We start from the raw sequence: 20,059 nt of genomic DNA on the forward strand, positions 1-20,059 counted from the left end.
CGGTCATGAGGGCTCCCGGGAGAGGTAGGTGTCCAGGCCGACGGCCGGGGCCGGCCGGGTGGCCGCCGGTCCGCGCGGTGCGGCCGGGGCGGGTTCGGCGGCCCTGACCTCGACCCGGCCGATCCGGACCCGCACCACCCGTTCGGCCGGCCGGGGTTGGCGCCGGGCGCCGGTTCCGGCTCCGGCCGGGTGACGCGGGGCGGCCGGTCCGGTGGTCCGCCGTCCGGGCGCCGGAGCGACGGCGGGCCGTGCCGGGGCGGGCGGCGCCCCGGCCGCCGGTCCGGCGGCGGCGAGGGGCGGTGCGGCGTCGGGCGGCACGGCCGTCGGCCGGGCGGTCTCCGCCCGCAGCGCCGGTGCGGCGCCCGGCGCGGGGGCGGGGGCCGGGGCCACCGGTGGCGGGACCAGCAGCGGTGTGCGCGGCAGCGGAAGGACGGGCGGGGCGGGCGGCCGCGCGTCGCCGGCCGCCGCCGGGGGCGCCCCCGGCGGTGCCGTCGGGCGCGGCTCCGCCGACGGCCGGGCGAGCGGTGCGGGCGCGGGCCGCCGCTCCGGCGTGCCCGGCTCCTCGTCGGCGGCGGGCAGCGCCGGCCCGAGCGTCTCGATCCGTTCGAACGGCCCCGGCAGGCGCGGACGCACCCGCACGCCGGCCCGGTCCGGGTCGCTCTTCGCCAGCAGGCGGTCGAAGTGGTCAGGCATCGGCACACAGCTCCAGGTAGTAGCGGCGCCGCAGCGGGCTGAGCGCCAGGACCTCCGGCTCGCTCCAGCCGTAGGCGGTGGCCAGCAGATGGACGTCGAGCAGGGTGGCCCGGGCCCAGTCGTCCAGCTCCTCCCAGAGGTAGGAGGCGATGTCCAGCTCGGCGAGGGCCTGCCGGCCGCACCCGGGGCAGTCGAGGTTCAACCGGATGTCCGCGCAGGGGTCGGCGGCGGCCGCGGCCTCGGCCATCCGCCGTTGGACCGGTCCGGGGAGCTGCCTGGCGGCCACCGGCTCCCCGTCGTGCTCCGCGGTCAGCACGCACCGCTGCAGCAGGACCGCTCGGGCCCGGCCGGCGGGGGCCTGTTCGGCGGCGGCGAGGTCACCGGGGGTGGCCGGGCGGAAGCCGACCCGCCAGCCGTCCAGCTCCACCCGCAGCGGCCCGGGCACCGGCCGTGCGGCGCCGGCCACCTGCCCGGCGTCCAGCGTGAACTCCAGCTCCTCCGGGCAGCCCGGGCAGCCGGCCCGCATGGTGAGCCGCTCGCCGAACAGCGCGGTGCGCAGGCCGAACAGTTCGGCGTCCCGCTCGCCGAGCGGGACGGCCAGGAGCTCCTCCGGGCCGGCGCCGGGACGCGCGACGCTGTGCAGCAACAGCGCCCGCCCGGTGCGGCCGGCCGCCAGTCCGGCCTCCCAGATGGCCAACAGGGCGTCCTGCCCGCCGGGTTCCACCGTGCCGCCGCTCAGGCCGGCTGCTGGAAGGACGGTTCTTCGGGCTCGGGCGTCTCCTCGTCCCGCTCCCAGCCCTCCACCTCCAGCTTGAGGCTCTGGATCGCCACCGCGTTGGCGTTGGCGTCGAGTTCGCCGAGCACCTGGTACTCGCTCGGCCAGGCGCGGTACAGCTTGTGGGCGACCGCCACCTGGCCGGCCTCGTTGAGCACCTGGATCACCAGGTCCTTGCGGAAGTCCCGCAGTGACACCTCCGCCCCGCGGCCCGCGCCGACCATCCAGACCTTGTTGGCCCAGCGGTCGAACTCCGGGTCGTGGGTGACGCCGCGCTCCAGGGTGACGGCCTCGAAGTCGGTGCGGCCCGGCGACTTCCGCGGCGCGCTCGGATCGCCCCCGCTGCGGTGCTTCACCACCTCGGTGGTGCGTTTGAGCGGGCTGACCTTGCTGACCCCGGCGACCACCCGGCCGTCCCAGACGACCAGGAATTTGAAGTTCTTGTACGGATCGAACCGGTGCGGATTGACGGTGAACTCGACCATGGAGATCCTAAACCTCGAACTGTCCGGCGAGCTGCTCGATCTTGACGATCACGAATTCCGCGGGTTTCAGCGGCGCGAATCCGACCACGACGTTCACCACGCCACGATTGATGTCGTCCTGCGTGGTGGTGTCCTTGTCGCACTTGACGAAATAGGCCGAACGCGCGGAGGTGCCCTGGAACGCGCCCTGCTGGAACAGCGTGTGCAGGAACGCACCCACGTTCAGCCGGATCTGCGCCCACAGCCGCTCGTCGTTGGGCTCGAACACGACCCAGGTGGTGCCGCGGTAGAGGCTCTCCTCCAGCATCAGCGCGAGGCGCCGCACCGGCACGTACTTCCACGGCGAGCCCAGCACGTCGGCGCCGGCCATGGTCCGGGCGCCCCACACCACCGGGCCCACCACCGGGAACGTCCGCAGGCAGTTGACCGCGAGCGGGTTCAGCAGGCCGTTCTCCCGGTCCGTCAGCGGCACGGTCAGTGCGCGCACCCCGGGCAGACCGGCCTCGGTGCCCGCCGGGGCCTTCCACACGCCCCGCTGCCCGTCGGTGCGCGCCATCACCCCGGCGACGGTGCCCGAGGGCGGGAAGGCGCGCAGCCGGCCGGTGAGCGGGTCGACCAGCTCCAGGTGCGGGAAGTACAGCGCCGCGTGGTCGCTGCGCACCGAGTCGAAGGCGGACAGGCCCGCCCGGGCGGCGTCCAGCGTCGTCCACGCCTGCGGCGAGTCGACGATCAGGAACATCCGCTTCTCCGCGCAGAGCGCCTGCGCGGCCGAGACCACCGTGACCGCCTCGTCGAGGTCGGCGTAACCCGCCAGTTCCGGCAGCACCAGCAGATTGACGTCCTGCACGTCACGCAGGGCCTGGATGCCGGTCTTGCCCGCCTCGCTGCCGATCAGGTCGGTCAGGCCGGGGGCCCCGCCGTCCCGCCCGCCGGTGAGGGCGAGCACCGGCGGGCTGACCGAGCCCTCCAGCCCGAGGTCGTTGGCGGCCTCGCCGAGGAAGCGCACCACGTCGGCCGGGTCGGTGGACCCCGCGACGACCTGCACCTGCCGGCCGAACACGCTGACCCGGGTGCCGGCGAAGGCCCGCCGGCCCGGCGCGTCCGGCAGGGCGCGCAGCTTGCGCTCCAGCAGGAGGGCGAGTTCGGCGACACCGGCCGGTGCGGGCCCGTCCACCGCCGGGTCGTGGATCCTGACGGTCCGCGCGACGTCGCCGATCTTGACCTGGATCTCGTGGGTGAGGTCCGGCAGCGTGGCCGGGAACGGCTTGGAGACGGTGCCCACCGGGTCCGGCCGGCTCGCCGCCAGGACCTTCACCCGGACGACGGCCGAGCCGCCGTTGACCACCGTCTCGGCGAACCGGGGGTCGGCGGCCCGCACCGAGAGGTCCGTGAAGGACTCCCGGACGGCGCCGGAGGTGTCGGAGACCTGGAGGTTGAAGGTCTCGGCCGGGGTCGGCGTCCGGTAGTCCACGGCGACCCGCAGCGCCGCGCCCCAGAGCCCCGGTTCGACCGCGGTGACCTCCAGGACCGGGGTGGCGGCGGAGGTCTGGGTCGAGCCGAGCGTGACGCCGGCGGCGGCGCCGGTGCCGGCCGCGGCGACCCGGACCACGACCGCGACCGAGCCCCCGTTGAGGAAGAACTGCTGGACGGCGTAACTGACCGGGCTGTCGCTCGCGAGCCCGCCGAAACGGCGTTCGAAATCCGCGAAACCGGTGATGGTGACGGGCTGGTCGAGCGGTCCGCGCCGGGTGGCCCCGACGAAGGCGGTCACCGACGTGCTGACCGCGGTGACGGTGCGCACGCCACTGGGAAGCTCTTCGATGTAGACGCCCGGGTAGGTCGGTGTCGTCGGCAATTCCCCCTCCGTTCACTTCGTGCATCAAGGGTCCGGGGAAATGGCGCTCCAGGAGATCCTGATGCAGGGATCGGCAGGCTCAGTGTGATATTCCGGCGACTGCCCGTCAAGGGCTTTATTGAAAAGGGTAATTGTCATACCGCGCTTGGTATTCGGGGTTGCGGATCAGGTCGCTCCGCAACCCCACGGCGATGAGCGGTACCGGATTCCGGGTCAGCCGCCTTCGGGGACGTCGAGGTCCTCGGACCGGGCCGGTGCGGGGGCCGCGGACCGGTACGCCGGCGGCCGGGCGGCCCCCAGGAACCACCCCCAGGCCGCGCCGAACCGGTGCTCCAGGAACCGGAACGCCGCGTAGTAGGCCGTGCCGAAGCCGGTGACCAGCGCGGCGGTGAGGGAGGCGTTGTCGAGGTCGACGCCGAGCCGCGCGGCCTGCACCACGAGGAACGCGACGACGTACGGGACGCACGTGCGCCACAGGGAGAGGGAGAGTTGGTACATCGGTCCTCCTCTGCCGACGGTTCTGCCGTCGCGGTGCTGCCCGCCGCATCCGCCGCCCACACGCCCTCCGCCCGCACGAGCCCCGGCGCACGGAATCGGACTCCCGGTCGCACCCCGCGCCGCACGCCCCCCGGCCCGCCTTCCGGCCGGTGCGCGCAAGGGTCGGTCGTAGAGGAAATATAGGGCCGGGGCGCACCCTGACGGGCATGTCTATGTCGAAGAACTCCTTGAGGGCGGGCCTCGCCGCGATCGTGACCGGGGCCGCGCTCCTGGCCCCGGCGGCCTCCGCCGGGGCAGCCGCAACGGATCTCCCCTGCGGCCAGTACACCAGCGGCGGGTACGAGTACTACCGGAACTGCGAGGACCACGCGGTCAAGGCTCAGGCGCAGTACTGGGACGGCTGGCACTCGTGGGCGTGCGTTCAGCCGGGCCAGTCGGAGCTGTTCGGTTCGGACGTGTGGCTGATCATCAAGATCGAGGACCACTGCTGAACCGCGACCGGGCCGGCACGGACCCGTAGGACGTCGCCGCCCCCGGCGGACGCGCGTCGGGGGCGGCGGCGCGTGCGGGGAACGGCGGGGCGCCGCGCACGCCCGCGGCTGCCTACCGGCCGGTGCGCGCAAGGGTCGGTCGTAGAGGAAATATAGGGCCGGGGCGCACCCTGACGGGCATGTCCATCTCGAAGAACTCCCTCAGGGCGGGCCTCGCCGCGATCGTGACCGGGGCCGCGCTCCTCGTCCCGGCGGCCCCCGCCGGGGCAGCCGCAACGGATCTCCCCTGCGAGCAGTACACCAGCGGGGAGTACAAGTACTACCGGAACTGCGAGGACCACGCCATCACGGTCGAGGCGCTGTACTTCGACGGCTGGCACGCGACGAGGTGTGTCCAGCCGGGCCAGTCGGCGCTGTTCGACTCGGACGCGTGGATCATCTACAAGATCGAGGACCACTGCTGAACCGCGACCGGGCCGGAACGGACCCGTGGAACGCCGCTGCCCCCGACGGATGTCCGTCGGGGGCAGCGGCGCGTCCGGGGACCGGTCAGGCGCCGGCCACCGTCACGGTGGTGGCCGGGTCGATCGGGCCGGCCGCACCCGGGGCCTGGGTGTCCATCCAGCTCGACCAGCGGCCGAGGGCGTAGTCGCCGTTGGCGCAGACGACCCGGCCGTTGTAGATGCCGAACAGCCGGAGGTTGGTGCCGGTGAAGGTGGCCGAGAGCCTGCTCAGCGGGGCGGTCTGCCCGGTGACGGCCGAGACGTCGCCCCAGCCGCTCCACCGGCCGGCCGCGTAGTCGGCGGTGGCCTGCTTGACCTTGCCGTCGACCAGGGCCAGCACGTGCTGCTGCGAGCCGACGGCGACGGTGGTCAGGCCGGTGATCGTCCCGCTCAGCGGGCCGGCCGCGCCGGTGACGTCGCCGAAGCCCCAGACGCCGCGGTTGTAGTCGGCCTCGGCGCTGTAGACGTGGCCGTCGGTGCCGACGCCGTTGATGTACATCACGTTGCCGCTCGCGGTCGCCGCGATCCGGGACAGCGCACCGGACGACAGGCCGAGCACCCCGGAGATGTCGCCCCACGGGTACCAGCGGCCCGCGGAGTAGTCGGCGGCGGCCTCCAGCAGCCGGCCGCCGGAGACTACGACCACGTGCATCTTCGTCCCGGTGGCCGCGACCGCGACCTCGGTCACGGGGGACGACAGCGGTCCGGCCGCGCCGGTGACCTGGAGGTCGTACCAGGGCGTCCACGCGCCGGTGTAGAGGTTGCGGTCGGCGGTGTAGACGTGCCCGTTGGCGACCGTCACCGCGTGCAGCTGGCTGCCCATGTACAGCGCGCCGAAGCTCTGGTTCGGGTCCGCCGGGCCGGGGACGGCCGGCATCGCGTGGTACTTCTCCCACACGCCGCGGGTGAAGTTGGCACCGGCGTTCACCGGGCCGCTGCCGGTCTGCGCCAGCAGCTGCACCCGCTCGCCGCTGGCCAGCACGTCGGTCTGGGCCGGCACGAGGTCGACGTCGGCGGCCGAGACGAAGGCGAGCCGGTGGTTGTACCGGATCGGGTAGTACGTGACGCCGCCGGTGACCCAGCTGCGGTCGTACGGCGCGCTGCCGTCGACGGTCGGGGCGTAGTAGAAGGCGCCCGCCACCGGCGTGGTGGAGGCCGGCACGTAGAGCTGGCCGGCGGGCAGGGTGTAGTCCAGCGCGACGATGTTCGGGCTCGGCGCCGGGACGTGGAAGTAGTCGTAGGCGGCGTACTCCGGGTACGAGCGGCCGTACACCGCGACACTGCTCAGGCCGGCCTTCGGGGTCAGCACGTACTGGCCCGGGCGGTTGTCGGCGGCGGCCATGGTGCCGTCGTTCCAGAACCAGGCCTTGCGGCCGTTGTACCAGATGGCGGTCCACTGGCCCTGGATCTCGGCGACCACGTAGCTGGCGCCGGCCACCGCCTTGTCGGACCAGTCCGAGGCGTTCTGGGTGCCGTTGCCGATCAGCGGACCGCCGGGCGAGCTGTACAGGTAGACGAAGTTCGCCGGCTGGGACGCGACGTTGTTGATCGTCGGCCGGTAGGCGTTGGAGAACGGCGGGTTGATGGTGATCCGGCCGCCGACCGTGTAGCCCGGGTCCGGCGTGACGTGCCCGCCGACCAGGTCCATGTAGTGGTTCCAGTCCCAGAACGTGCCCGGGTCCCAGTGCATGCCGCTGACGGAGCTCTGGACCGGTCCCGGGACCTCGTCGTGGCCGATGATGTGCTCGCGGTCCAGCGGGACCCCGAACCGGTCGGCCAGGTAGCGGGTGAGCGTCGCCGAGGACTGGTACAGCTGCTCCGAGTACCAGCTGGCCCCGCTCAGCGCGTAGCCCTCGTGCTCGATGCCGACGCTGTTCATGTTGAAGGTCTTGTTGCCGGCGTGCCAGGCGATGTTCTTGTTCGCCACCATCTGGGTGACGTGGCCGTCGCTGGAACGCAGCAGGTAGTGCGCGCTCGCCAGGGTGGCCGGGTTCTGGAAGGTCGCCAGCGAGCCCGCGTAGCCGCCCTCGGTGTCGTGGATGACGATGTAGTCGATGTCCACGCCGGAGCGGCTGGCGACGGAGTAGTTGCCGAAGTCGGTGACGTCGGCGCTGTTCTTCGCGTAGCCGGCCGGCCGGAAGTCGCAGCCCAGCGTGGCCGGGCACTCGATCGGGTCGGCGGCCGCGGCCGAGGGGGCGGCCGGTGCCGCGGCGGGAGCGGCGGCGAGCGCGGTGTCCCGCGATCCGGGCTGCCGCTCGACGCCGCGCGCCACCCCGCGGTCGACCGCCGGGCTGTGCGCGGCGGCGGCCGGGTCGGCGGCGAGCGCCACCCGCTGGCCCTCGGAGGTGGTCCGGACCGCGCCGACCTTGAGGGTGCCGAACACGCGGTCCGCGAACTCCTGGCCCTCGGTGGAGCCCTGACCCTGCGAACCGCCGTTGCTGAAGCGGACCACCGCGTCGTACCAGGCGGCCGGGTCGGCGGACTGCGGCTTCTTCGCCCCGCGCTGCTGCTCGGCGAGGAGCGCCGCGCCGCCGCGGATGCTCTGCAGGGTGTTCTCGCGCAGCTCCGCCTCGGGCCGCCCGATCAGCTTGGCCGCGGCCTCCAGGGTGTGCAGCGCGGGGCTGTCGGCCGGGGGCGCCGGGACGGGGGCCGCCGCCCGGCGCGCGGCCGGGGCGTCGCCGTCACCGCGCAGGTCGACCTCCGGCAGGCCGGCGGCCTGGGCCGCCGCGACCGCCGCCAGGTCGACCTGGGTGAGACCCATGACGTTGTAGTTGCCGGTGGTGCTCGGCAGGCCCTGGTGCGACTCCCAGCGGGTCTGCTGGTAGGAGACCGCCAGCAGGACGCTCTCGGGGACCTTGAACTCCTTGGCCGCGGCCGCGAACTGGGCCTGCAGCCCGGCAGCCGGCGCGGCCGGTGCCGCTGTGGCCGCCGTGCCACTGCTCGCGGCCATGCCGAACGCTGCCGCCGAGGCCGCCACGGCCACGGCCGTGCGCAGCGGCGAGCGTGGCCGCCGTATACGGGATGGATGAGTCAACGGTCGGTACCGACCTTCCTGTTCGACCGGATTGGATCGACGGCGAACGTACCAGCGGTGGCGGACAGGAACGTACTCGGGGCGGGCAGCGTAGCACCGGTGATCGCGCCGGCGCGGGCGGCTCGACGGCGCGCCGGCGACGCCACGGGAAATTCGCGGGGAAGGGCCTGGGGGGAGGGCGGACTGACGGGGGGTCGGCAACGCGGGGGTGCGCGCCTATGATCATCTGACGGTCCTCCAGGGCCGTGATCCTGTCCCGGGGGCGGTGCCGGACCGCCGGTGTCCGGCGGGACGCGTGAGGCGGGGACGGCCGCGCCGGTCGTTCGAGGGGAGGGTGGCGATGGAGCCGCTGGCGGCGGACGATCCGCGACAGGTGGGCGGGTACCGACTGCTGCGGCGGCTCGGAGCGGGCGGAATGGGCCGGGTCTACCTCGGGCGGAGCACGGGCGGGCGGACCGTCGCCGTCAAGGTGGTCCGCCGCGACCTGGCCGGGGACGCCGAGTTCCGGGCCCGGTTCCGGCAGGAGGTGGCGGCCGCCCGGCGGGTCGGCGGCACCTGGACCCCGCCGGTCCTGGACGCGGACACCGGGAGCGGGCAGCCCTGGGTGGCCACCGGCTACGTCGCGGGGCCCGCGCTCACCACCGCCGTCCGGGAGTTCGGACCGCTGCCGGAGCCCGCCGTCCGCACCCTCGGCGTCGGCCTCGCCGCGGCGCTCGCCCATGTGCACGGCCTCGGGCTGGTGCACCGGGACGTCAAACCGTCGAACGTGCTGCTGACCCTGGACGGGCCGCGGCTGATCGACTTCGGCATCGCCCGCGCCCTGGACGCCACCTCCGCGCTCACCCGGTCCGGCCAGGTGTTCGGCTCACCGGGCTTCATGTCGCCCGAGCAGGCGAACGGACTGCCCGCCGGGCCGGCCGGTGACGTCTTCTCGCTCGGCGCGGTCCTCGCGTACGCGGCGAGCGGCACGATGCCCTTCGGCTCCGGGGTGAGCGCGCCGGTCCTGCTCTACCGGGTGCTGCACGAGGAGCCCGACCTCTCCGGACTGGCCGGCCCGCTGTACCCCCTGGTCCGTGACTGCCTGGCCAAGGACCCGGCCGCCCGCCCGACGCCCGCGCTGCTGCGGGAACGGCTGGACCCCGACGGCGCGGCCGCCGCCCGGCTCGGCCACGGGCACTGGCTGCCTCCGGCGCTGGCGGCGGCGGTCGGGCGCAGCGCCGTGCAGCTGCTGGACCTGGAGGGGGAGCGGACGGCCCCGGCCGGGGCGGACACCGGGAGCCGGATGCCCGCCGGGCTGCCGGGAGCCGCCCCGGGCGGCGGCGCCCCCGCGGTCCCGGCCGCGCCGCCCGGTTCCGGCCCGCCCGCGCCGGGCTTCGGCCCGCCGGCCGCGGGGCCCGCCGGTCCGGCCGGAGCGTACGGGGCGGCGCCGCCCCCCGCGGCGCCGTACGCCTCGGCCCCGTACGCCTCGGCCCCGCACCCGTCGGCCCCGTACTCCGCACCGTTCCCGACGCCGCCGGGCCCGGTCGCCGCCCCGGGCCACGGGCCGTACTCCCGGCCGCCGCGCCGTCGGCGCGGGTACGGCGTGGTGGCCGCGGTGCTGGCCGTCGTCCTGCTGCTGGGCGGCGGATACCTGCTGATCGAGCGGCTGGGGGACGACGGCGCGAGGACCGCCGCGGCCGGGGAGCGGACGGCCCCCGCCGCCCCGCCCGCCCCCGCCGCGACCGGCCCCGGGCCGGAGGGGTCCCCCACGGACCGGACGGGGCAGGGCGCCGTCCCCGCGGAGTTCCTGGGGACGTGGGCGGGCCGGCGCACGGCGGAGGACGGGGCGGTCACCACCGTCACCCTCAGGATCCTCCAGTCGGCGAGGGGCGAGGAGAAGAGCACCATCCGCGCCGAGACGCCGAAGACCGGCATCTGGTGCGAAGGCGCGTGGACGCTCAGCGAGGCCGGCGACAGCCGGCTCACCTACGCCTCCCGGACGACCGACTCCTCGCCCGGCGCGGCGTGCATCACCGACAGGTCGGTCTACCGCCAGGTCACCATGCAGCCGGACGGCACCCTGCACTACAGCACGGACCTGCTCGCCCCGAACCAGTACGTGGTGCTGCAGAAGCTGGGCTGAGGCACGCCCGGGGCCGCAGGCCTTCCCGGAACCGCCGGCTCCGTCGGCCCGTCCTCTCCCCGGGGGCCGTCACCGGCGCACCGCCTCCGCCGCGCACCGGCGCCCGAGTCCGAGCCCGAGTCCGAGTCCGAGGAGATCCATGGCCGACACCGTCAACTCGCTGGTCGCCCGTCTTCACGACGTGGTGGTGGGGATCCTGACCGGGGGACCGGCCGCCGCGGCGGCCGCCACCGGGAGCCTCCACGACGTCGTCGCGCGGGCCGTGGCGCTCGGCCCCGACGGCGCCTGGCTCGCTGCCTCGGGCCACGCGAGCCTCGCGGGGGTGGCCGGCGCGCAGGGACGGCCGGACCAGGTCGTCCACCACCTCGACGCCGCGGTGTCGTACGGCTTCAACGACTGCGTGGCGCTCCACGCGGCGCCGCTGCTCCCGCTGCACCACGACCCCCGCTTCCGGGCCCTGTACGGGCGGATGCGCATCACCGAGGCGGACCTCGACGAGGTGTACTGGGCGCACCGGGAGATGCGGATCATGATGAGCGACGCGCAGCGCGCGAGCATCGACAACATCAGCCGCTACGACACCGGCGTCTCCCTGCTCCCGCAGGCCCCGATGCCGACGCGTGAACCGCACACTCCCGGCGTCCTGATCACCCGTCTCGACCTGTCGGTGACCCAGACCGCGCTGCAGCGGACCGCCGTGCAGGCCGACTTCCGGCGCAGCGCCGGCAACACCGGCCTCAGCCTCATCGACGACACCTGGGACTACGCCCGGGCCAGGCGCGACGCCTGGCACGCCGACGAACTGGACCACCACCGGCTGCGGGCCTCCGAGGCGCGGGCCTTCGTCGAACGCCCCGGCGCCGGGGCGACGCTCCTGCCCTGCCCGCCGCTGGGATCGATCCGCTACCCGGCCTGACGGGCGACGGCCGCGCCGGGGAACGGCACGGCCGTCGCCGGGCCGCCTGCGGACCGCCACCGGCGGGCCGCAGGCAGGGGCCGGCGGGTCAGCGGGCGGCCGTGGCGACCGGCGCCGGGTGCGGGACGCCGGGGGCTTCGAGCAGGTGGCCGCCGGGGGCGGGTGGCAGGGCGTCGGCGAAGCGGCCGACGACCTCGTCGAGGGCGGTGGCGGCGGCGGGGGCGAGGTCGACGGCGCCGTCCGGGGCGGTGAGGATGTGGCTGTCGAGGACGAACCAGCCCTGGGTGATGTGCGCGGCTCCCATGGCGCTGAGGACCGGCCGCAGGGCGTAGTCCACGGCCAGGACGTGGGCCGGGGAGCCGCCGGTGGCCAGCGGCAGCACCGTCCGGCCCGCCAGCGCGTACTGCGGCAGCAGGTCCAGCAGGCACTTCAACAGGCCCGAGTAGGCGGCCTTGTAGACGGGCGTGCCCACCACGACGCCGTCGACCCGCTGCAGCAGGTCGGCGACCTCGGTGACGGCGGGGTGGGTGACGTCCGCGCCGGTGAGCACCTCGGCGGGCAGCCGGCGGACCTCCAGGGCGGTCACCTGGTGGCCCCGGGCTTCGAGGCGGCTGGCCGCCGCGCCGAGCAGGCGGGTGGTGCGGGAGGTGGCGGACGGGCTGCCGGAGAGGGTGAGGATGCGGGCCATGGGAACCTCGATCAGGGTGGTGCGGCGGGTGGGCGTGGCGTGGTGCGGGGGTGTCAGACCGTGACGATCCGGTGGATGTCGGCGAGCGTGCGGGCCTGGAGCAGGTCGGGGAGCGAGAGCCGGCGGCCGCTGCTCCGCTCCAGGGTGGTGAGCAGGACCAGCAGGTGGAGCGAGTCCCAGCCGGGGAGGTCGTCGAAGTCCACCTCGGCGTACTCGGGGCCGAGCGGGAGTCCCAGTTCGGTGCCGGCCACGGAGATCAGCTCGGCCAGGCCGTCGGAGTCGCTCATGCGGGGGTTCCTTCCAGGAGGCCGGCCAGTTCGGCGTCGAGCCGCAGGTGGCCGGGCGGGGTCAGTTCGGTGCCGAGGTCGTGGCGGAAGGCGAGGGCGCCGTCCGGTGGCGCGGATCCGTCGACGGGGGCGAAGCCGTACCGGGGGAAGAGGTCCTTGACCGTCCCGTTGCGCGGGCTCGGCCGGTAGTGCCCGGTGACCTCGCGCAGGCCGGTCCCGGCGGCCAGGCCCAGGACGGCGGAGAGCACCGCCTGTTCGATGCCGCGGGAGAACACCCGGCAGCTGAGCAGGAAGTTGTCGATCCGCAGGGTCTCGCCCTCGCGGGCCAGGAAGACCGCGCCGACCAGGCCGTTGTCGCCGAAGCGGTCGGCGGAGCGCACGGTGAGCACCCCGGAGCCCTCGGCGCCGGCGAAGGCGGCCACCTCGGCGGGCTGCAGCCGCCGGGTGGTCAGGTTGAACTGGTTGGTGCGCAGGGTCAGCTGGGACACCCGGGGGAGCTCCTCGGCGGCCAGCGGGCGCAGCCGGACCCGCACCTCCAGCTCGTTGAGGTAGTCGGCGAGCGAGTCGAAGCCCTGCAGGAAGTCGCTGCGGGCGGCTTCCCCCCGGTAGAGTTCGGTGCGCGCCCGGTCCTCGCCGGTCAGTCTGCGCACGTCGAACCAGCCGTCGGCCAGCAGCCGTTCGAGGTGGAGGGCCGGTTCCTCGTCCACCGCGACCACCGCGACCTCGGGCAGCTCGCGGCGGACCAGGCCGCGTTCGTAGGCCGAGTCGTCCACGAAGACGAAGCCGGAGGTGCCGAGGTTGAGCGCCTCGGCGAGGCCGGTGATCCCGGCCGGCTTGGGGCGCCAGTCGGCCGTCACCCGGACGAAGTCCTCCTCGCGCAGCGTCATGTCGGGGTGGTCGCGCAGCACGGACAGGACCGGCTCGCGGTCGTTCTTGCTGGCGGCGGCCAGCAGGACGCCCTGGGAGCCCAGTTGCTTGACCGCCCGCTGGAACGCGCGGAACGCCTCGCCGCGCGGGCTGCCGGCCGCCTCGATGCCCTCCGGGCCGTCGTCGCCGAGGATCCCGCCCCACACCGTCTGGTCCAGGTCCAGCACGAGCACCTTGCGGGTCAGCCCGGCCAGGTGGCGGCCCAGGTGCCCGGCCTCGCGGGCGTAGGCGGCGAGCAGCTGGTCGGAGAGGTGGGCCTTGGCGTAGACATCGAGCCGGGGGTCGGCAGCGGGGACGCCCTCGGCGAGCAGCGGGTCGAGGTCGAGGACCACCACGGAGGCGTTCTCCTCGGCCAGGCGCAGGAGCCGGGCGTTGGCCTCCCGCCAGATCGCGCCGAGCCGGGCCCGGGACTGGTGGTCGACCAGCTGGTGCGTCCAGCGGCGGGGGAGCGGAAGGGTGTTGAGGACCAGCACCCCGCGGGCGGTGGCCGCGAAGCGTTCCGCCAGCCGGCCGATCAGCTCGATCTTGGCGTCGGCCACCCGGGCCACGTCCTCCGGCCGCCAGGGCAGCGGGACCTCGTCGAAGACCACGGCCGGGTCGAGCAGGCAGAGGACGAGGTCGGGGTCGGCGGCGTAGAGCGGGCTGCCGGGGTCGGACAGGTCGAACACCCAGCTGTCGAAGGTCCCCTGGTGCGGGCGCAGCAGCAGTCCGTGGCGCGCCAGTTCGCCGGTGAGCGGGGCGATCAGCGGACCGACGGTGCCGTGGCCGAGGACGGCGACGGTGAGCGTGGCGGTGCCGGGGTGGGCGGCCAGCACCTCCTCCGGGTCGAGCCCGGCCAGGATCCGGCCGGCGTGCGCGGTCGCGGCGGCGTCGGCCTCGGCGAGCAGGGCGCGGACGCCGGGGTACTCGGCGGCGAGGCGGCCCTGCCGACGGAGGTCCAGCAGGGCGCGGGCCGGGTCGGCAGTCGTTGACATCAGGGCTCTCCGATCGGTTCTCCCGGGCGCGGGCGGCGGTGCGCGGGGCTGCCGGGCCATCGTGGCCCGAGGGGCTGAACCGGGTCTGAACCCCGGCGGGGTGCTGCCGTGGTTCAGGGCCGGTTGAGCGGCGGTTTCGCGCCGTCCTGGAGGGTGGGTGGCTCACTGCGACCCCGAGACCCCGGGAGGTACCGAGGTGGAAGCACCGCACCCGCCGGCATCGCTGCGGCGGACCGCCTGGCGCCGGGCCGCGGGCTGGACGCTGCGTCACGTCCTGCTGCCGATGCGGTGGTTCGCCGCCGGCTGGGCGCCCATGCCGTGCACCGACGGCACCGAGTGGGACCCTCCGGCGCCGACGGTGCGCACCGGCCCGCCGGCCGGGCACCCCGAGCGGTCGATGGCCGGGGTGCCGCCCACGCCCGTCGAGCGGGAGCTGTGGGCACGACTCGCCGAACCGATCTGAGCAGGACCTCCGGGCAGGAGCTCCGGGCAGGCCGGTCCGGGCGGGCCTTCCGGGCCCGTGCGCCGGGCCGACGTTCAGGGGGGGTTTAGCCCTCCCGCTGAGCATGGCCGCACGAGCGGGCCGTCGCCCGCGCCCTCCGCGCGGCCGGTCGGCCGCAGCCCCGAGCAGCCGCGCCGTCCCGATGCACCGCGCCGCCCCAGGACACCGGGCCGGGCCCCGTCCGCCCGGCCGCCCCGACACCCCTCCGGCCCCGACACCCCTCCGGCCCCGACACCCTTCCGGCCCCCGACACCCCGCCACGCCTCGACGAGGAGCACGCACCCCGCGATGACCGCCAAGCCCGAGACCTCCGCGACCGTCCCCGCCACCACCACCGCCGCCACCGCTCCCGAGGTACCGCCCGGTGCCGTCGCCGTGGTCGGCCTGGCCTGCCGCCTGCCCGGCGCGCCCGACCCGGGGGCGTTCTGGGACCTGCTGCGCGAGGGCCGGGACGCCGTCGGCGAGCCACCCGCCGGCCGGTGGCCGTCGGACACCCCGGGCGTGCCGCGCGCGGGCGCCTTCCTGGAGCGGATCGACACCTTCGACGCGGCCTTCTTCGGGATCTCGCCGCGCGAGGCCGCCGCGATGGACCCGCAGCAGCGGCTGGTGCTGGAGCTGGGCTGGGAGGTGCTGGAGGACGCCGGGCGGCTGCCCGCGCGGCTGCGCGACAGCCGGACCGGCGTGTTCGTCGGCGCGTTCCTGGACGACTACGCGGCGCTGGTGCACCGGCGCGGCCCGGACGCGGTGGACCGGCACACCCTGACCGGCCTCAACCGGGGCATGATCGCCAACCGGCTCTCCTACCAGCTGGGCCTGCGCGGCCCGAGCCTGACCGTCGACACCGCGCAGTCCTCCTCCCTGGTCGCCGTCCACCTGGCCTGCGAGAGCCTGCGCAGCGGCGAGTCCGAGCTCGCGCTGGCCCTCGGGGTCAACCTGATCGCCGCGCCGGACAGCACGCTCGGCGCCGCCCGCTTCGGCGGCCTGTCCCCGCACGGGCGCAGCCGCCCGCTCGACGCGGCCGCCGACGGGTACGCCCGCGGCGAGGGCGGCGTCGCGGTGCTGCTGAAGCCGCTGGCCCGGGCGCTGGCGGACGGCGACCCGGTGTACGGGGTGCTGCTCGGCAGCGCCACCGGCAACGACGGCGCCACCGAGGGCCTGACCGTCCCGGGCGCCGACGGCCAGGCCGCGGTGCTGGCGGCCGCCTACCGGCAGGCCGGGGTGGACCCGGCGGCCGTCCACTACGTCGAGCTGCACGGCACCGGGACGGCGGTCGGCGACCCGGTGGAGGCCGCCGCGCTGGGCCGGGTGCTGGGCGCCGGCAGGGCCGAGGACGCCCCGCTGCTGGTGGGCTCGGCCAAGAGCAACGTGGGCCACCTGGAGGGGGCGGCCGGCCTGGTCGGCCTGCTGAAGACGGTGCTCGCGCTGCACCACGGCGAGCTGCCGCCGACCCTGCACCACCACACCCCCAACCCCGCCGTCGACCTGACGGCCCTGCGGCTGCGGGTCGCCACCGGGCGCACCCCGTGGCCCGCCGCCGCCACGCAGGCCCGGCTGGCCGGGGTGAGCTCCTTCGGCATGGGCGGGACCGACGTCCACGTGGTGCTGAGGGACGCCCCGCCGGTGCCCGCGCCCACGGCGGACGGGACGCCGCTGCCCGCCCCCGTCCTGCTGTCCGGCCGGGGCGGCCCGGCGCTGCGCGCCCAGGCCGCCGCCCTGCGCGCGCACCTGGACGCACGGCCCGCGCTCGGTCCGGCCGCGCTCGCGGGCCCGCTCGCCACCGCCCGGACCGCCTTCGAGGACCGTGCCGTGGTGGTGGCCGGGGACCGTGCGGAGCTGGCCGCCGCGCTGGAGGCGCTCGCCGACGGCGCGGAGGCGCCCGGCGTGGTCACCGGCACCACCGGCACGGTGGGCGGCACCGCCTTCCTGTTCCCCGGCCAGGGCAGCCAGCGGCCCGGCGCCGGGCGTGAACTCCACGCCCGCTTCCCGGTGTTCGCGGCCGCCCTGGACGAGACCCTGGCCGCCCTGGACCAGCACCTCGACCGCCCGCTCGGCGAGCTGCTGTTCGCCGCACCGGACAGCGCCGAGGCCGGACTGCTGGACCGCACCGAGTACACCCAGCCCGCGCTGTTCGCCCTCGGCACCGCGCTGCACGCCCTGCTGCGTTCCTGGGGCGTGGTCCCCGACGCCGTGGCCGGGCACTCCATCGGTGAGATCGCCGCCGCGCACGCCGCCGGGGTGCTCACCCTGGCCGACGCCGCCGCGCTGATCACCGCGCGGGGCCGGCTGATGGCCGGACTGCCCGAGGGCGGCGCGATGGTGGCGGTGGAGGCCGACGAGGCCGAGGTGCTGGCCCGGCTGTCCGGCCGGGAGGCGGAGGTGGGCATCGCCGCCGTCAACGGCCCGCGCGCCGTCGTGCTCTCCGGCACCGAGCCGGCCGTGCTCGCCGTCGCCGGGGAGCTCGCCGGACTCGGCCGGCGCACCCGCCGGCTGCGGGTCAGCCACGCGTTCCACTCGCCACTGATGGAACCGGCCCTCGACCGCTTCCGCGAGGTCGCCGCCGGCCTGGCCTACGCACCGCCCCGGACACCGCTGGTATCCACCCTCACCGGGCGGCCGGTCGGGGCGGACACCCTGGCCGACCCCGAGCACTGGGTGCGCCACGCCCGCGAGGCCGTCCGCTTCGCCGACGGGGTGCGCGCCCTGCACGGCCTCGGCGTGCGGACCCACCTCGAACTCGGCCCGGACGCGGTGCTCACCGCGCTCGTGCGGGACACGGCGGCGGCCGACGGCCTGGGCGGCGAGGTCGCCGGAGCGGCGCTGCTGCGCCGGGGACGGCCGGAGGCGGCGAGCCTGCTCGGCGCGGTCGGGCTGCTGCACGTCCGCGGCGGCGAGGTGGACTGGTCCGGCTGCTTCGGGACGGGCGCGGCCGGTCCGGCGGCGGCCCGGGCGGTCGCGCTGCCGACGTACGCCTTCCAGCGGGAGCGGTACTGGCTGGCGGGGCCGGGCGCCGCCGTCGAGGAGCCGGAGCCGGTGGCCGAGCCCGCCGCCGCCGAGCCCGCCGCCGCTTCCGAGACGCCGCAGCGGCGGCGCCGGGACCGCGATCTGCTGGAACTCGTCCGGGCCCAGGCCGCCGTGGTGCTCGGCCACCCGACCCCGCACGGCCTGGACAGCCGGCGGACCTTCAAGGACCTCGGCCTGGACTCACTGGGCGCCGTCGAACTGCGCGACCGCCTGGCCGCCGCCACCGGCCTCGACCTGCCCGCGTCCGCCGTCTACGACCACCCGACCCCGCAGGCCCTGGCCGAGCACCTGCGCGGTGAGGGCCACGACTCGTCGGTGGCGCGGGTGCTGGCGGTGGACGAGCCGGTGGCGATCGTGGGGATGGCGTGCCGGTATCCGGGTGGGGTGGGGTCGCCGGAGGAGTTGTGGCGGTTGGTGGTGGAGGGGCGGGATGCGATCTCGCCGTTCCCGTCGGACCGTGGGTGGGATCTGGAGGGGTTGTACCACCCGGATCCGGATCATCCGGGGACGTCGTACGCGCGGGAGGGCGGGTTCCTGCACGGTGCCGCCGGCTTCGACGCGGAGTTCTTCGGGATCTCGCCGCGTGAGGCGGCGGCGATGGATCCGCAGCAGCGGCTGGTGCTGGAGTCGTCGTGGGAGGCGCTGGAGTCGGCCGGGATCGATCCGGCGGGGCTGCGCGGCAGCCGCACCGGCGTCTACGTCGGCGCGACCGCCATGGAGTACGGCCCCCGGCTCTCCGAGGGGGGTGACGGTGCGGACGGCTTCGTGCTGACCGGCAGCACGACCAGTGTGATCTCCGGGCGGGTGGCGTACGTACTGGGCCTGGAGGGTCCGGCGGTCACCGTGGACACGGCGTGCTCCTCCTCGCTGGTCGCGCTCCACCAGGCGGCCGCCGCACTGCGCGGTGGGGACTGCGACCTGGCGATGGCCGGCGGAGTGACGGTCATGGCGAGCCCCGGCATGTTCGTGGAGTTCAGCCGGCAGCGGGGGTTGTCGCCGGACGGGCGGTGCAAGTCGTTCGGGGCGGGTGCGGACGGGACGGGGTGGAGTGAGGGTGTCGGTGTGCTGGTGCTGGAGCGGTTGTCGGATGCCCGGCGGCTGGGGCACCGGGTGTTGGCGGTGGTGCGGGGGTCGGCGGTCAATCAGGACGGTGCGTCGAACGGTTTGACGGCGCCGAACGGTCCGTCGCAGGAGCGGGTGATCCGGGCGGCGTTGGCGGCGTCGGGGTTGGGTGCGGGGGATGTGGATGCGGTGGAGGCGCATGGGACGGGGACGCGTCTGGGTGATCCGATCGAGGCGCAGGCGTTGTTGGCGACGTACGGTCAGGGTCGGCCGGAGGGTCGTCCGTTGTGGTTGGGGTCGTTGAAGTCGAACATCGGGCATGCGCAGGCTGCTGCGGGTGTGGGTGGTGTGATCAAGATGGTGCGGGCGTTGGCGGAGGGGGTGTTGCCGGGGTCGTTGCATGCGCAGGAGCGGTCGCCGTTGGTGGACTGGTCCTCGGGTGGGGTGGAGTTGTTGGCGGGGGCTCGGGAGTGGCCGGAGGTGGGGCGTCCGCGTCGGGCGGGTGTGTCGTCGTTCGGGATCAGTGGGACGAATGCGCATGTGATTCTGGAGCAGGCGCCGGAGGGGGTGGAGCCGGAGGCGGTGGTGTCGCCGGTGGTGGCGTGGCCGGTGTCGGCACGCAGTACGGCGGCACTGCGGGAACAGGCCGCACGGCTGCTCGCCTTCGCCCAGGACCACCCGGACCTGGACGCGGGCGTCCTCGGCAGGGCCCTGCTCTCCACCCGCTCCGCCTTCGAGCAGCGTGCGGTGGTGCTGGGCTCGGAGCGCACGGAACTGCTGGACGGCCTGCGGGCGTTGGCCGAGGGCTCGGACGCCCCCGGGCTGGTGACCGGCTCCGCCCAGGAGGGGCGCACGGCGTTCGTGTTCACGGGGCAGGGGAGTCAGTGGTTGGGGATGGGGCGCGGGTTGTACGAGGCGTTCCCGGTGTTCGCGGCGGCGTTCGACGAGGTGTGCGAGGCGTTCGGCCCGTATCTGGAGCGTTCGTTGCGGGAGGTGGTGTTCGAGGGTGGTGAGGTGTTGGACCGGACGGCGTTCACCCAGCCGGCGTTGTTCGCGGTGGAGGTGGCGCTGTACCGGTTGGTGGTGTCGGCGGGGGTGACGGCCGATGTGGTGGCCGGGCATTCGATCGGCGGGGTGGTGGCCGCGTTCGTGGCGGGGGCGTTCTCGTTGGAGGACGCGGTGGCGTTGGTGGCGGCGCGGGGCCGGTTGATGGAGTCGGCGCGTTC

The 20,059-nt window shown here is 75.5% G+C and carries 15 protein-coding genes; 6 read left to right on the top strand and 9 right to left on the bottom strand.

The annotated features are described in order from the left end of the window. Positions 1–3: 3 nt before the first annotated feature. From ACF1AK_RS34310 to ACF1AK_RS34330, 5 genes are all read right to left on the bottom strand, one after another. The gene (locus ACF1AK_RS34310) at positions 4–693 is read right to left on the bottom strand and encodes a hypothetical protein (protein WP_391502742.1); all 690 of its coding nucleotides are present in this window, start codon (positions 691–693) and stop codon (positions 4–6) included. Next, positions 686–1,390, bottom strand: a complete 705-nt coding sequence (locus tag ACF1AK_RS34315) for a hypothetical protein (protein WP_391502743.1) — start codon at positions 1,388–1,390, stop codon at positions 686–688. Before ACF1AK_RS34315 ends, ACF1AK_RS34310 begins: the two co-directional genes overlap by 8 nt. 38 nt (positions 1,391–1,428) lie before the next feature. Continuing rightward, entirely contained in the window at positions 1,429–1,953 is a 525-nt protein-coding gene (locus ACF1AK_RS34320) for a phage tail protein (RefSeq protein WP_350550005.1), read from the bottom strand. Between the two features lie 7 nt (positions 1,954–1,960). Beyond that, the gene (locus ACF1AK_RS34325) at positions 1,961–3,808 is read right to left on the bottom strand and encodes a phage tail sheath family protein (protein ID WP_391502744.1); all 1,848 of its coding nucleotides are present in this window, start codon (positions 3,806–3,808) and stop codon (positions 1,961–1,963) included. Between the two features lie 213 nt (positions 3,809–4,021). Next, on the bottom strand, positions 4,022–4,306 hold the full coding sequence (locus ACF1AK_RS34330) for a hypothetical protein (RefSeq protein WP_391502745.1): 285 nt from the start codon (positions 4,304–4,306) through the stop codon (positions 4,022–4,024). Between the two features lie 206 nt (positions 4,307–4,512). On the opposite strand from ACF1AK_RS34330, the gene ACF1AK_RS34335 reads away from it, so the two are divergent. After that, a complete protein-coding gene (locus tag ACF1AK_RS34335; RefSeq protein WP_391502746.1) occupies positions 4,513–4,797 on the top strand; it encodes a DUF6355 family natural product biosynthesis protein in 285 nt (94 codons plus the stop codon). A 179-nt stretch (positions 4,798–4,976) separates the two neighbouring features. Next, entirely contained in the window at positions 4,977–5,261 is a 285-nt protein-coding gene (locus tag ACF1AK_RS34340) for a DUF6355 family natural product biosynthesis protein (protein ID WP_391502747.1), read from the top strand. A gap of 85 nt (positions 5,262–5,346) precedes the next feature. On the opposite strand, the gene ACF1AK_RS34345 is transcribed toward ACF1AK_RS34340, so the two are convergent. After that, the gene (locus ACF1AK_RS34345; protein WP_391502748.1) at positions 5,347–8,250 is read right to left on the bottom strand and encodes an N-acetylmuramoyl-L-alanine amidase; all 2,904 of its coding nucleotides are present in this window, start codon (positions 8,248–8,250) and stop codon (positions 5,347–5,349) included. A 424-nt stretch (positions 8,251–8,674) separates the two neighbouring features. Between ACF1AK_RS34345 and ACF1AK_RS34350 the strand changes: the two genes are divergently transcribed. Together ACF1AK_RS34350 and ACF1AK_RS34355 are read left to right on the top strand one after the other, a co-directional pair. After that, positions 8,675–10,456: a serine/threonine-protein kinase gene (locus ACF1AK_RS34350; protein WP_391502749.1), complete on the top strand. Its 1,782-nt coding sequence runs from the start codon at positions 8,675–8,677 to the stop codon at positions 10,454–10,456. A 139-nt stretch (positions 10,457–10,595) separates the two neighbouring features. Further along, on the top strand, positions 10,596–11,372 hold the full coding sequence (locus ACF1AK_RS34355) for a hypothetical protein (protein WP_391502750.1): 777 nt from the start codon (positions 10,596–10,598) through the stop codon (positions 11,370–11,372). A gap of 88 nt (positions 11,373–11,460) precedes the next feature. Here ACF1AK_RS34355 and ssuE read toward each other — a convergent pair whose 3' ends face one another. Genes ssuE through ACF1AK_RS34370 form a run of 3 tightly spaced genes read right to left on the bottom strand, consistent with a single transcriptional unit; the run spans position 11,461 to position 14,248 of the window. Continuing rightward, complete coding sequence (gene ssuE / locus ACF1AK_RS34360; RefSeq protein WP_391502751.1) at positions 11,461–12,060, bottom strand: NADPH-dependent FMN reductase; 600 nt, start codon at positions 12,058–12,060, stop codon at positions 11,461–11,463. A gap of 53 nt (positions 12,061–12,113) precedes the next feature. Next, positions 12,114–12,347 (bottom strand): phosphopantetheine-binding protein, encoded by a 234-nt coding sequence (locus ACF1AK_RS34365; protein ID WP_380296122.1) that lies wholly within the window; start codon positions 12,345–12,347, stop codon positions 12,114–12,116. Continuing rightward, positions 12,344–14,248 (bottom strand): HAD-IIIC family phosphatase, encoded by a 1,905-nt coding sequence (locus ACF1AK_RS34370; protein ID WP_391502752.1) that lies wholly within the window; start codon positions 14,246–14,248, stop codon positions 12,344–12,346. The genes ACF1AK_RS34365 and ACF1AK_RS34370 overlap by 4 nt, the downstream gene beginning before the upstream one ends. 196 nt (positions 14,249–14,444) lie before the next feature. Here ACF1AK_RS34370 and ACF1AK_RS34375 point away from each other — a divergent pair, with 196 nt between their 5' ends. Beyond that, positions 14,445–14,711 carry a DUF6059 family protein gene (locus tag ACF1AK_RS34375; RefSeq protein WP_391502753.1) on the top strand — a complete coding sequence of 89 codons (267 nt, stop codon included), beginning with the start codon at positions 14,445–14,447 and terminating at the stop codon, positions 14,709–14,711. 327 nt (positions 14,712–15,038) lie between these two features. After that, positions 15,039–20,059 (top strand): beta-ketoacyl synthase N-terminal-like domain-containing protein (locus ACF1AK_RS34380; RefSeq protein ID WP_391502754.1); only part of this gene is annotated, 5,021 nt, incomplete at its 3' end.

Source organism: Kitasatospora sp. NPDC015120 (assembly GCF_043080305.1).
GTDB lineage: Bacteria > Actinomycetota > Actinomycetes > Streptomycetales > Streptomycetaceae > Kitasatospora.

What these genes read in the sequence shown, in the direction of transcription:
- ACF1AK_RS34310 (WP_391502742.1), bottom strand. Translation starts at nt 693, where the DNA reads ATGCCTGACCACTTCGACCGCCTGCTGGCGAAGAGCGACCCGGACCGG.
- ACF1AK_RS34320 (WP_350550005.1), bottom strand. Translation starts at nt 1,953, where the DNA reads ATGGTCGAGTTCACCGTCAATCCGCACCGGTTCGATCCGTACAAGAAC.
- ACF1AK_RS34330 (WP_391502745.1), bottom strand. Translation starts at nt 4,306, where the DNA reads ATGTACCAACTCTCCCTCTCCCTGTGGCGCACGTGCGTCCCGTACGTC.
- ACF1AK_RS34335 (WP_391502746.1), top strand. Translation starts at nt 4,513, where the DNA reads ATGTCTATGTCGAAGAACTCCTTGAGGGCGGGCCTCGCCGCGATCGTG.
- ACF1AK_RS34340 (WP_391502747.1), top strand. Translation starts at nt 4,977, where the DNA reads ATGTCCATCTCGAAGAACTCCCTCAGGGCGGGCCTCGCCGCGATCGTG.
- ACF1AK_RS34345 (WP_391502748.1), bottom strand. Translation starts at nt 8,250, where the DNA reads ATGGCCGCGAGCAGTGGCACGGCGGCCACAGCGGCACCGGCCGCGCCG.
- ACF1AK_RS34350 (WP_391502749.1), top strand. Translation starts at nt 8,675, where the DNA reads ATGGAGCCGCTGGCGGCGGACGATCCGCGACAGGTGGGCGGGTACCGA.
- ACF1AK_RS34355 (WP_391502750.1), top strand. Translation starts at nt 10,596, where the DNA reads ATGGCCGACACCGTCAACTCGCTGGTCGCCCGTCTTCACGACGTGGTG.
- ssuE (WP_391502751.1), bottom strand. Translation starts at nt 12,060, where the DNA reads ATGGCCCGCATCCTCACCCTCTCCGGCAGCCCGTCCGCCACCTCCCGC.
- ACF1AK_RS34365 (WP_380296122.1), bottom strand. Translation starts at nt 12,347, where the DNA reads ATGAGCGACTCCGACGGCCTGGCCGAGCTGATCTCCGTGGCCGGCACC.
- ACF1AK_RS34370 (WP_391502752.1), bottom strand. Translation starts at nt 14,248, where the DNA reads ATGTCAACGACTGCCGACCCGGCCCGCGCCCTGCTGGACCTCCGTCGG.